Here is an 11,688-nt window from a genome sequence, read left to right on the forward strand (position 1 = left end):
TCATCGGTGAGGCGTCTCCTCGACCAGGAACGCCCGGCCCTCGCCCGCCACGCGGGTGAGCACGACCGTCGCCGCGTCCGGGCCGTCGAGTCGCAGCTTGGCGATGAGGGCGTCCGGCACGATCGGCAGGCCGCGGGACTTCACCGTCAACGTCCCGATCCCACGGTCGTGCAACGCGATTCGTAGCTTCGGTGTGCGGAACGGCAGCTCGCGCAGCACGGTGTAGACGCGGGCGAAGGGCGTGTCGACCGGATCGTCGGTGCTGATCCAGTGCAGCTGCGGGTCGGGTGACCACCCACCCAGCTCTGTCGCCAACCGCGCGGTCAGGCCGGCTCGGATCACCACCTCGTGCGGCTCGATCAGATGTCGGCCCACGTCGCCGACGGGGACGTCGTCCTCGTCACCACCCACGATCGACTCCCCTCCGGGCAGCAGGGTGGCGCGTCGGTAGGGCCCACCGTCCGTCAGCCCCCGGCCCCACAGGGTGGTGTCGACGACCTCGCCGCCGGCGCTGATCCACTCGGCCTCGACACCGTCGGGCAGCTCACCGTGCGCCACCCCGGGGAATACGGTGGCCACCGCCCGACCCGTCAGCATCGAACCGATGAGATCCCACGTGGGTGACAGGGCGTCGAGCCCGGCGAGTCGTCCGCGCGGCGTCCGATGATCCGGATCGCAGAAGACGAGCTCGTCCGCCGCGGCCACGACGCCGCGCGCGTCGCCGACCTCGACCGTTCCGGGCAGTCCCAGCGCGTCGAGGTTGGCGCGGGCGATCTCCACCGACACCGGGTCGATGTCGATGCCGCGGACCTCCAGCCCGGCGCGAGCGAACGCGAGGAGATCGCCACCCAGGCCGCACCCGACATCGACGACGCGTCGCACCCCGAGGTCGCGCATCCGCCGCGCGCGGTGGTCGGCGACCAGGGCCCCGGTGGCGTGGCGCAGCGCGTCGTGGGTGAAGTACATCCGGCCGGCGTCGGTCCCGAACCGGTCGACCGCCACGCCGCGCAGATGGTTCTGCGTGACCGCGGCCGCCACGAGGTCGACGTCGTGGGACTCCCTCAGTCGCGCGCCGAGCGCGTGGTCGGATTCGACGCCCGCGCATCGGTGCACCTCGGCCAGCAACGCCTGACCCGCCGGGGTCAGCAGGGTACGAAAGGTGTCGACGTCCACTCCGGCCATGGTGTCATCCGGCCGGGGTCCGTCACCGTCTGCGGCCCGGTGGTTCAGCCGGGGATGTCCCGACGGCGGAACCCCCACCATCCGAACGCGATCAGAACCGCCGCGCCCGCGAGGGTCAGCAGCGTCGTCGAGATGCTCACAGCCTCCGGCGCGGTCGCCACCACGTGCGCGTGCGGCGCGATGTCGCGGACCCACGTCGGCAGACCGAGCAGGCTGCCGAACTGGGCGAGCACGGCGTCGCCCAGCACCGCCACCCACCCCAGCGGCACCCACCGCGATCCCCACCCGTAGGCGGCCACCACCACCGCGGCCAGGGCAACCGACCCCGGGATCTGCACGGCACCTGCGGCCATCACCTCGCCCGCGGTCGGCGAGGTGGAGACGCCCGAACTGATCGAGTGGCCTGCCACGATCGCGAGAGCGGCTCCCGCGACGACGACCACCGCAGTGCCGAGCGAGGCCACTGCCACCGAGGCGAACCAGCGTGTCCGAGATACAGCGCCGGCGAGCACCTGCTCGGTGCGGCCTGCGGCCTCGTCACCGCGGGCACGGACGACCACGGCCACCGCCGCCAGACCCGCGATCACCCCGACGAACCCGAGAACCGCGGTCATCACCGACCTCGCGAGTGCGCCACCCCCACCGAGATCACGGACCACGTCGGCGACCCCTCCACCGTCGGGTACGAGATCACCCACCGACGAGACGAGGAACCCGAGCAGCAGGCAATAGACCGCGACGGCCGACACCCAGGGCACGATGGCCGGGCCCGACACCCGCGCGGTGAGCGCACCGACAGAGCCCAGCCGTGTCGAACCCGCGGGCCCCTCGCGCCGGGACCGAATGCCCGCACCGAGGTCGCGCCGCATCGCGATCATGGCCGCACCGACCACGCCGACCACGAACAGGGCGACACACAACACCACGGGCACCGGATCCCGTCGACCGAACGGGTCGATCAGTTCCCCCCAACCCAGCGGCGAGACCCACCGCAGCCACCCGGCGCCGTCGACGACGTCGGCGACGCCGCGGAGGATGTATCCACCGACGAGCACCGACACCGCCACCGCCGTCGCCGTCCGCGCCGTCGCGGCGAGCTGGTTGGCCACTGCCGCGATGCCGATCACCGCGAGCGAGACGACGCAGTACTGGACACCCACGGCCGCCGCGGCCTCCCCCGGAGCGCCGATGGCTGCGGTCGCGGTCGCCATCACGCAGCCGGTGGCGACGCCCGCCACCGTCGCGATCGCGACGGCGACCAGCATCGGTGCCGCCGGTCCGACGGCACCGGACCGGATGATCTCGAGTTGCCCGGACTCCTCCTGCGCGCGGGTGTTGCGCGTGATGAGCACGGAGGCGAGGACTCCGGCGACGAGCAGCAGGAACAACCCGACGCGCCATGTGGTGATGGACGCGATGGTCGTGTCGGACCCCAACGGTCCCAACAACAATCGGAACGCGACGTTCGACGCGGCACCGGACCGCACCTCGGCGCGCGCACCCGGCGAGGCGTACAACGCTGCCATCGACGCGCCGGTGACGATGACCAGCACCGGCAGCGCGACCACCCCGAGCGGCGCGGTGAACCGCTCGCGACGGACCGCGAGTCTGGTCAACAACGCCCCGCCTGCGACCAGATCGGTACCGCTCATCGCTCGGTGGTCGGGTGGTCGTGATCGCCGTAGTAGCGCCGGAACATCTCCTCGAGAGACGGTGGCGACACCTCGAGCGACCGGACGTCGAGGCGTCCGAGGGCAGCGATCAGCCGAGACAGCCCGGGCTGCTCCACCGTCAACGACACCGTCGTCGTGCCTGCGATGTTGGAACGCGAGGTGATCTCCACGTCGTCGACGTCTGCCAGCTCGGCCAGTCCGTCGGGCTGCTCCGCCACCTCGGCCGTGACCCGCGTGCGCGTCAGATGGCGCATCTGGGCCAGCGACCCGGCCGCGACCGTGCGACCCGATCGGACGATGGTGACCGTGTCGCAGAGTTTCTCGACCTCGCCGAGGATGTGGCTGGACAGCAGAACCGACGAGCCCGCGGCGGTGGCCTCGCGGACGCAATCGGTGAAGACGTCCTCCATCAGCGGGTCGAGACCGGAGGTCGGCTCGTCGAGGATGAGCAGATCCGCGGGTGCGGCGAAGGCGGCGACCAGCGCGACCTTCTGGCGGTTGCCCTTCGAGTACTCGGACATGCGGCGGGTGGAATCCAGCTCGAAGCGATCGATCGTCTCCGCACGGGCCTGCCGGGTCGGCGCCGCCCCCCGCAGTCCCAACAGCGCGTCGATGCACTCACCGCCGGTCAACTGCGGCCACAGGTCGACGTCGCCGGGGACATAGGCGATACGCCGGTGCACCGCGACCGCGTCTCGGACCGGATCGGCACCGAGGACACGTACTGTGCCCGCGTCGCGACGGTAGGTGCCCAGCAGGACGCGGATCGTGGTCGACTTACCGGCCCCGTTGGGTCCCAGGAACCCGGCCACCGTGCCCCGCTCGACCGTCAGGTCGAGGCCGTCGAGGGCGGTGATCCGTCCGAAGCGCTTTCGAAGGCCCTGCACCTCGATCACGGCCGTCATCGCTGCCGTCCTCGGTGCTCCAGGACCGCGTCGAGCATCGACGAATCGGTGAGGACGCCGTGGGTGGCGTACTCCGCGGCGGGCACCATCGTCCGTTCGGCGTAGGACCGCATGATCGTGCCGCTGTCGGCGTGGTCGGCGGGTGGGTTCATCACCAGGTCCACCAGCATCGCCCCGAGTGATTGCGCCACCAGGTATCTGGCCCGGGCGGCCTCGTCGACCGACGGGCGGAGAACACCGTTGGCGACACCCACCGACATCGACTCCTCGGTGTCGGCGACCAGGCGATCGATGAACGCGCGCGCCAGATCCCCACCCTGCTGAATGCTGCGCAGCAAATACATCAACGAGGGGCCGGACTGCTCGAGCCCCGCCAGTTGCTCGCCGAACGCCGGCGGCGGGCCCGACGAGCCGTCCTCCCGCGCCGCGAGCACCGCGGTGTTGCGCTGCCGCGTCAGCTCGAACACGTGGGCATCACAGACCACCCGCAACGCATTCTTCGTGCCGAAATGGTGGATCACGAGCGCTGCGCTCACATCCGCCTCGTCCGCGATGGTGCGGATGGTCGCGGTGAACCCGTCTCGCCCGAACACCACGATCGCCGCGTCGCGCACCCGCGCACGGGTCGTCAGATCGTCCATCGCTCACCTTCTCGTCGATTGAACAAGTGTTCAAGATGCTAAACAAGTGTTCAGCCAACAGCAAGACCCGTCGCCCCGTCGCCCGCGCCGAGCGTCGCGATCCGCCGTCCGACGCGCCGCGAGCGGCCACTACTATCGACGTCATGAGTTCACCGATCACGATCCCCGCCGACCTGCTGCCCTCCGACGGTCGTTTCGGTTGCGGCCCTTCCAAGGTGCGCCCTGAGCAGCTGCAATCGCTGGTGGAGACGGGCGCGTCGGTGTTCGGCACCAGCCATCGTCAGGCTCCGGTGAAGAACGTCGTCGGCGCCATCCGCGACGGTCTGGGTTCGCTGTTCTCGCTGCCCGAGGGTTACGAGGTCGTGCTGTCCAACGGTGGGTCCACCGCGTTCTGGGACGCCGCCTCGTTCGGTCTGATCGAGAAGAAGTCGCTGCACCTGACCTACGGCGAGTTCTCGTCGAAGTTCGCCAGTGTCGCCAAGAAGGCCCCGTTCATCGACAACCCGACGGTGATCTCCACCGACCCGGGCACCGCACCGAACCCGGCCGACATCACCGCCGAGCAGGCCGGCGACGTCGACCTCATCGGTTGGGCGCACAACGAGACCTCGACCGGTGTGTCGGTGCCCGTCTCGCGTCCGTCGGCGGCCGGTGACGCGCTGATCGTCATCGACGCGACCTCGGGCGCAGGCGGTCTGCCGGTCAACGCGGCCGACGCCGACGTCTACTACTTCGCCCCGCAGAAGAGCTTTGCCTCCGACGGCGGCATCTGGCTGGCCCTGATGAGCCCGGCCGCCCTCGAGCGCATCGCGAAGATCGAGGCCTCGGGCCGCTGGTGCCCCGACTTCCTGTCGCTGCCCACCGCGGTCGACAACAGCTCGAAGAACCAGACCTACAACACCCCCGCGGTCGCGTCGCTGCTCCTGCTGGCCAACCAGCTCGAGTGGATGAACGGCAACGGCGGTCTGGACTGGTGCACGAGCCGGACCGCGGACAGCTCCAGCCGGCTCTACGAGTGGGCCGACAAGAGCGAGTTCGCGACTCCGTTCGCCGCGCCCGAGCACCGCAGCCAGGTCGTGGGCACCATCGACTTCGACGACTCGGTCGACGCCGCCGCGGTGGCCAAGACGCTGCGCGCCAACGGCGTCGTCGACACCGAGCCGTACCGCAAGCTGGGCCGCAACCAGCTGCGCGTCGGCATGTTCCCGGCCGTCGAGCCCGAGGACATCTCCGCGCTGACCGCCTGCATCGATCACGTGGTCGCCGCGCTCTAGTCCGTTCTCCCCGTGACGGATGGGACGCGTGAGGTCGGCGGTACGACCTTTCTGAGCTGGCCTTTTCTCGGTGTGTCACCCGCGTCGGCGGCGTGCCCTGAACTAGGGTTGTCAGAATCTACATTCGCGAGATGTGAAACTCCCGCACTCACTCGAGGAGGAGGGGCAGATGCGTGAACTCCGCGTGATCGGCTTGGAAGCCGACGGCAGTTCGGTGGTCTGCCAGGATCCCGAGTCGGGCGAGAAGTTCTCCGTCGCCGCCGACGATCGTCTGCGCGCGGCCGCTCGCGGCGACCTCTCCCGACTCGGTCAGATCGAGATCGAGATGGAGAGTTCGCTGCGCCCCCGCGAGATCCAGTCGCGCATCCGGGCCGGCGCCAGCGTCGCCCAGGTGGCCGCCGCGGCCGGGGTCACCACCGACAAGGTCGCGCGGTTCGCCCACCCGGTGCTGTTGGAACGCTCCCGCGCCGCCGAGCTCGCGTCGTCGGCACACCCCATCCGGGTCGACGGCCCGGCGCTGTCGACGCTGAGCGAGGTGGTCGCCGCCGCGCTCGGTGCCCGCGGCCACAACCCCGACGACACCACCTGGGACGCCTGGAAGGGCGAGGACAACCGCTGGGTGGTCCAGGTCAGCTGGCGCGTGGGTCGGTCCGAGAACCACGCGCACTGGCGGTACCTCCCGGGTTCCAGCGGCGGCGCCGTCGAGCCACTCGACGAGACCGCCGACGAGATCACCGATCCCGACATGAGCCGTCCCCTACGGGGTCTCACCTCGGTCGTGACGCTGGCGTCGTCGTCGACCGCCGAGTTCACCGTGGAGGCCGACGAGGTCATCGGTGCGCAGCGCGCACGGCACGAGGAGCCCGACCCGTTCGACTCCGCACCTCGTGAACCGGCGCCCCGAGAACCCGCGGTGCGCACGCCCGAGCCGTTCGAACCCAAGCGCCATGAGTCCGCCGACGTCGAGGAGGCGCCTGCCGCCCGCGTCGACGTACGCCCGACGTCCGCCCCGGTGCTCGACACCGAGGACGACGACGACATCGACGTCCCCGCGAGCTCCGCGCAGGACGGATCGTCCACCGCCGGTGAACCATCGGAACCCCCCGCTCCCCCGCGTCGTCGCAAGGCGGCACGCAAGCCGTCGGTCCCGGCATGGGAAGATGTACTCCTCGGCGTCCGTAGCAACGGAAACCAGTAATCGATCCGACAGGGGGCGAGAACTTGGCCGCGACCGCATCGATGCTCTGGCTGATCGACAGCGATGACTTCATCGCTGATCTGCGCCTGGGTCTCGTCAACGACCGCGAGTCGGCAACGGCGATGGCGCACAGGCTCTTCGCCGACAACGTGCTCCTGCCGATCGGCGACACGACGCTCGACCGTGCCGCTTCCTGCGCCGACGACGAGGTGTTCGTCGGTGTCTTCGGACGGTTCGCCGTCATCGCCGGGGCGACGCTGGACACCACCGCGCCCTCTCAACTCCCCGACGTCGTCCTCGCGGCCCACCCGGCCGAGACGGCGTACCTGATCCACACCGATCCCGAGGCCTCGGTGGGGGTGTTCGCGCAGTGGGACAACGGAACCCTGCGTCGGTCGTTCTCCGCCGATCCGGTGGACATCGCCGAGAACCTCGGTCTGCCGTTCCCGTTCGAACGCTCCTTCTGGGCCGGCGAGCACCCACTGGTCTACGCCGAGGGTGTACCCCGCGATCCGCAGGCACTGCCGTTCCACCCGATCGAGTTCGCCGACCACGCCGCACGTGAGTGGCTCGGGATGCGACTGACCCGACCGTGGGATGACGGCGACATCGTCCCCGACCGGATCCCGTTGAGCGGCTTCGCGATCCGGCCGCCCGGATATCAGCCGACCGACGACGAGCTCGCCGGCCGACGGGCACCGTCATCGACCGACACGAGCACTCCCGAGTCGTCGCCGCCGGCGCCTGCCGACGAGCCGCCCACCCCCACCGCACGGGTGGCCCGGTGGTTCGGATTCGGAAAACGCGACTGACAACCGCACGACACCCGAGGCGTGAGTCGCTCAGCCGATCCCCGCAGCAGCCAGGAACACGACCACCGGCAGCCCGACGGCCAGTCCGATGAGAGCACCCCAACTCGGCCAGCGCAGAACCGATCTGCGCCGCCAGATCCACGCCGTCGGCGCGACCCCGCTGCAGACCACCAGAACCGCGGCCACCCCCAGCAGGACGTGGGTCTGCGCGACCACGTCGTAGACCCCGATCGACACACACGTCGTGAACACGCCACTCAGCGACGCCAGGAGCACACCCAGCGTCCAGGGTGTGGGTTCGTCGGGATCGGGTAGATCCTCGGGGTCGTACATCACCGCGCCATTGTCGCAGCCCTACCCGCGTCGCCGACCCCACACACCTGAGTCCCGAGGGGCCGGGACGGTTTCGGATACGTTCGAGGTATGACAACAGCGGTGGTCGTCGGTGCGGGACCCAACGGTCTCGCCGCGGCGGTGCGTCTGGCGACGCAGGGGGTCGAGGTCACGGTCATCGAGGCCGCGGAGACCATCGGCGGCGGCACCCGGTCGGGCGAGTTGACGCTGCCCGGCCTCATCCACGACCACTGCTCGGGCTTTCACCCGATGGGTGCGGGATCGCCGTATCTGCAGACCCTGGACCTCGCCGAACACGGCCTGCACTGGGAATGGGCCGACATCGACTGCGCCCATCCGCTCGACGGCGGCGACGCCGGGCTCATGTACCGGTCGCTCGACGCGACCGCCGAAGGACTCGGCATCGACGGCGAGCGGTGGCGGTCGGTGTTCGGTTCGGCGGCCGAGCATTTCGACGATCTCGCCAACGACCTGATGCGTCCCGTCGCGAACATCCCGCGCCATCCGTTGGCCCTGGCGTCGTTCGGTCCGCGGGCGTTGTCGCCGGCGACCCTGACATCGCGCGTGTTCCGGACCCCACGCGCCAAGGCGCTGTTCACCGGACTGTCCGCGCACCTCTACGCCCGTCTCGACCGCCCGTTCGCGGGAGCGGTCGCACTGTTGCTGACCGCCGCGGGCCACAACTACGGGTGGCCGGTCGCACGTGGCGGATCCGCATCCATCACCGACGCCCTGGCCGCAAAACTCACCGCGCACGGCGGCACCATCGTCACCGGGACCCCGGTCCGCACGGCGGCCGACATCCCCGCCGCCGACGTGGTCCTTCTCGACGTGTCACCCGCGGTGGCCCTGGGCATCTACGGCGACTCCATGCCGAAACACATATCGGGGTCCTACCGCCGCTTCCGCCGGGCGCCGGGTGCCTACAAGGTCGACTTCGCCGTCGAATCCGGTGTGCCGTGGGCCGACCCGGACACCGGGCGGGCCGGGACGGTCCACGTCGGGGGCAGCGCGGAGGAGGTCGCCGATGCCGAACGGAAGGTCTTCGGTGGCTCGATGCCCGAGCGCCCGTTCGTCCTCGTCGGCCAGCAGTACGTCGCCGATCCGAGTCGGTCCCGCGGCGACGTGCACCCGCTCTATGCGTACGCGCACGTGCCCAACGGCTACACCGGGGACGCGACGGAGGCAGTCATCGCCCAGATCGAGCGATTCGCACCGGGGTTCCGCGATCGGGTCCTCGCGACCACGGTCACGACACCGGCGCAATTGGAGACCTCGAACGCCAACTACGGCGGCGGCGACATCGTCGGCGGGTCCAATTCCGGTCTGCAGGTGCTGTTCCGGCCGCGCGCCGGGATCGACCCGTACAGCATGGGCATCCCGGGCACCTACCTGTGTTCGGCGTCGACACCTCCGGGCGCGGGTGCACACGGGATGTGCGGTTACAACGCGGCCGAGTCCGCCCTGAAGTACCTGCGCAAACGCTAGTCAGCGTTCGGCGCGAGATGCTCGCTCGTAGAACGCGATCGCGGCGGCGGTGGCCACGTTGAGCGAGTCGGTGCCACGCGCCATCGGGATCCGGGCGCGGATGTCACCGGCCCGCATCGCGGTCTCGGTCAGGCCGGGCCCCTCCGCACCGACCATGAACGCGACCTTGGCGCCGGTGACCGCCTGCGACAGCGGCACCGCGGACTCGTCCGGGGTGAGCGACACGATCTCGAACCCGTTGTCGCGCAGCATGGTCAGGTCATGCGGCCAGTTCGTCGCGGCGGCGAACGGAACCAGCAGCGCGTGCCCCATCGAGACGCGCACGCATCGCCGGTAGAGCGGGTCGGCGCATCCCGCGCCGAACAGGACGGCGTCGACACCCAGGCCGGCGGCGTTGCGGAACACGCTGCCGATGTTCTCGTGGTCGTTGACGCCCTCGAGGACCGCGATGGTCGAGGTGGTGGCCGCGAGGTCGGCGGCCGCCAAGGTCTCCGGGCGTCGTGCGACACCGAGCACGCCCCGGTTGAGGTGGAAGCCGACGATGTCGGCCATCACCTCGGCCGACGCACGGTAGAACGGTAGGCCGGTCACCGACGGGTCACTCAGGTCCGCGCGCAACTCGTTCAGGCGTTTGTCGACGCCGAGGAACGCGTGCGGGGTGAACCGGGACGCGATCATGCGGGCCACCACGAGAACTCCCTCCGCGATGACCAGCCCCTTCCCGGGCCGGCCGCCGGGCAGGACGGGCAGATCCGGGCGTCGGTCGACCGAGTTCAGGTCGCGGAAGTCGTCGACGCGCGGGTCGTCGCGGTCGGTGATGTCGATGACGTCGACGGCGAGGTCGGTCGGCTCGATGGGGGAAGGTGGCACGCGATCAGTGTGCCGCAGGCTCCGGATCGGACTCCACGGCAGCCGAACGGCGTTGCTCGAGTGCGGTGAGCGCGCCCGCGACCAACGCCAGCACGATGATGACGCTCGCGAAGACGATCCCGGCGGTCTCGACCCCCACCGCCCGCGACAACAGTCCCTCGGCGACGACCGGGACGCTGATGCCGATGTAGGCGATGACGAAGTACGCCGAGGTGATCCCCGCCTTGTCGTCGGCGGGAGCGGCCGCGGTGACCCCGGCCAGCCCCTTGGAGAAGGCGATGCCCTGGCCCAGACCACCCACGACGCCCGCGACGGCGAGCAACGGCCACTGCCCCTCGATCAGGGTCACGATCAGCAGGATCATGCCGAGGACGAACAACGCGATCGCGAGCGGGTCGGCGACCTTCGACGACAGGCTGCGGGCCGCGACCTGTCCGATGATCGAGCCGCCGAAGGTGGTGGCCACGAGGAACGCCGTCCCGATCAACGAGTCGACCCCGGCGATCTGGGTGGCGATGGTCGGTGCGACGGCGGTGAACAGACCGAGCACCGCGAATCCGGCGAAGCCGAGCAGCGACGCACGGATGAAGTAGGTGCGGATGTCGGCGGGCACCGACAACGGCATCGGACGCAGCGGTTCGTCGCGATGTCGGGACCGGGTCTCGGGAACCACCACCACGATGAGCGCCGCGACCACCATCAGGCCCAGGTGCACCCAGTAGCTCGTTCGGGTGGGTGCCGGGGCCACGGTGACGACGACGGCCGCGAGGATCGGTCCCAGGCCGAGACCGCCGATGTTCGACATCGACGCGAACAGCGGGGCGCGCGCCGACAACCGGCCGCGCGCCATCTCGATGATGGCCACCGACGCGGTCCCGACGAAGATGCCCGCCGACATCCCGGAGATCAGACGTCCCACCAGGAGCAGGGCGGTGTTGTCAGCCAGCAGGAACACCACGTCGCTCAGTGCGGCGAACCCGATACCGGCGAACAACAGCGGACGCCGACCCAGCGCGTCGGACCACTTGCCGAACGCCAGCAGCGTCGCGAGGACACCGACCGCGTAGGTCGCATAGATCACGGTGACGGTGAGCAGGGAGAAGTGCAGCTCACGCTCATAGGTGGCGTAGATCGAGGTGGGCATCGTCGTACCGACCATCACCAGAGCCAGCACGAGCATGAGCCCGGCGGTCTGCGGAGCCCGCGTGCGGTCGGCTGGGGTCGATGTCGCGTCGGTCATGGTGTCTTCAAGGATGTCGGACCCCGGGATATTTCGCGAGGCGAGCAACCG

11 protein-coding genes are annotated in these 11,688 nt (G+C 70.2%); 4 read left to right on the plus strand and 7 right to left on the minus strand.

Annotated elements, in window-relative coordinates:
* The 4 genes from LX13_RS03415 to LX13_RS03430 are packed head-to-tail and all read right to left on the minus strand — an operon-like array spanning position 1 to position 4,401.
* Complete coding sequence (locus LX13_RS03415) at positions 1-1,182, minus strand: class I SAM-dependent methyltransferase (RefSeq protein WP_253659887.1); 1,182 nt, start codon at positions 1,180-1,182, stop codon at positions 1-3.
* A 44-nt stretch (positions 1,183-1,226) separates the two neighbouring features.
* Complete coding sequence (locus LX13_RS03420) at positions 1,227-2,834, minus strand: ABC transporter permease (RefSeq protein WP_253659888.1); 1,608 nt, start codon at positions 2,832-2,834, stop codon at positions 1,227-1,229.
* A complete protein-coding gene (locus LX13_RS03425; RefSeq protein ID WP_253659889.1) occupies positions 2,831-3,760 on the minus strand; it encodes an ABC transporter ATP-binding protein in 930 nt (309 codons plus the stop codon). Before LX13_RS03425 ends, LX13_RS03420 begins: the two co-directional genes overlap by 4 nt.
* Entirely contained in the window at positions 3,757-4,401 is a 645-nt protein-coding gene (locus tag LX13_RS03430) for a TetR/AcrR family transcriptional regulator (RefSeq protein ID WP_253659890.1), read from the minus strand. The genes LX13_RS03425 and LX13_RS03430 overlap by 4 nt, the downstream gene beginning before the upstream one ends.
* Before the next feature lie 143 nt (positions 4,402-4,544).
* On the opposite strand from LX13_RS03430, the gene serC reads away from it, so the two are divergent.
* The 3 genes from serC (at position 4,545) to LX13_RS03445 (ending at position 7,685) form a co-directional block, all read left to right on the plus strand.
* The gene (gene serC / locus LX13_RS03435; protein WP_253659891.1) at positions 4,545-5,675 is read left to right on the plus strand and encodes a phosphoserine transaminase; all 1,131 of its coding nucleotides are present in this window, start codon (positions 4,545-4,547) and stop codon (positions 5,673-5,675) included.
* Between the two features lie 169 nt (positions 5,676-5,844).
* The gene (gene sepH, locus LX13_RS03440) at positions 5,845-6,873 is read left to right on the plus strand and encodes a septation protein SepH (RefSeq protein ID WP_253659892.1); all 1,029 of its coding nucleotides are present in this window, start codon (positions 5,845-5,847) and stop codon (positions 6,871-6,873) included.
* Positions 6,874-6,896: 23 nt separating this feature from the next.
* Positions 6,897-7,685 carry a DUF6928 family protein gene (locus LX13_RS03445; RefSeq protein WP_253659893.1) on the plus strand — a complete coding sequence of 263 codons (789 nt, stop codon included), beginning with the start codon at positions 6,897-6,899 and terminating at the stop codon, positions 7,683-7,685.
* Positions 7,686-7,715: 30 nt separating this feature from the next.
* On the opposite strand, the gene LX13_RS03450 is transcribed toward LX13_RS03445, so the two are convergent.
* Complete coding sequence (locus LX13_RS03450; protein WP_253660555.1) at positions 7,716-8,018, minus strand: DUF2537 domain-containing protein; 303 nt, start codon at positions 8,016-8,018, stop codon at positions 7,716-7,718.
* A gap of 90 nt (positions 8,019-8,108) precedes the next feature.
* Here LX13_RS03450 and LX13_RS03455 point away from each other — a divergent pair, with 90 nt between their 5' ends.
* A complete protein-coding gene (locus LX13_RS03455; protein ID WP_253659894.1) occupies positions 8,109-9,527 on the plus strand; it encodes a phytoene desaturase family protein in 1,419 nt (472 codons plus the stop codon).
* Here the strand turns inward: LX13_RS03455 and LX13_RS03460 are convergent, their stop codons facing one another.
* Both LX13_RS03460 and LX13_RS03465 read right to left on the minus strand, forming a co-directional pair.
* Positions 9,528-10,397, minus strand: coding sequence for a TrmH family RNA methyltransferase (locus tag LX13_RS03460; RefSeq protein WP_253659895.1), 870 nt, complete (start codon positions 10,395-10,397; stop codon positions 9,528-9,530).
* A gap of 4 nt (positions 10,398-10,401) precedes the next feature.
* Positions 10,402-11,637: an MFS transporter gene (locus LX13_RS03465; RefSeq protein WP_253659896.1), complete on the minus strand. Its 1,236-nt coding sequence runs from the start codon at positions 11,635-11,637 to the stop codon at positions 10,402-10,404.
* Positions 11,638-11,688: the final 51 nt, after the last annotated feature.

The sequence above is a fragment of the Williamsia maris genome, from assembly GCF_024171815.1.
GTDB classification, from domain to species: domain Bacteria; phylum Actinomycetota; class Actinomycetes; order Mycobacteriales; family Mycobacteriaceae; genus Williamsia_A; species Williamsia_A maris.

Coding starts and splice junctions, on each gene's coding strand:
- LX13_RS03465 (WP_253659896.1), bottom strand. CDS start 11,637: ATGACCGACGCGACATCGACCCCAGCCGACCGCACGCGGGCTCCGCAG.
- LX13_RS03420 (WP_253659888.1), bottom strand. CDS start 2,834: ATGAGCGGTACCGATCTGGTCGCAGGCGGGGCGTTGTTGACCAGACTC.
- LX13_RS03430 (WP_253659890.1), bottom strand. CDS start 4,401: ATGGACGATCTGACGACCCGTGCGCGGGTGCGCGACGCGGCGATCGTG.
- LX13_RS03450 (WP_253660555.1), bottom strand. CDS start 8,018: ATGTACGACCCCGAGGATCTACCCGATCCCGACGAACCCACACCCTGG.
- LX13_RS03425 (WP_253659889.1), bottom strand. CDS start 3,760: ATGACGGCCGTGATCGAGGTGCAGGGCCTTCGAAAGCGCTTCGGACGG.
- sepH (WP_253659892.1), top strand. CDS start 5,845: ATGCGTGAACTCCGCGTGATCGGCTTGGAAGCCGACGGCAGTTCGGTG.
- LX13_RS03455 (WP_253659894.1), top strand. CDS start 8,109: ATGACAACAGCGGTGGTCGTCGGTGCGGGACCCAACGGTCTCGCCGCG.
- serC (WP_253659891.1), top strand. CDS start 4,545: ATGAGTTCACCGATCACGATCCCCGCCGACCTGCTGCCCTCCGACGGT.
- LX13_RS03415 (WP_253659887.1), bottom strand. CDS start 1,182: ATGGCCGGAGTGGACGTCGACACCTTTCGTACCCTGCTGACCCCGGCG.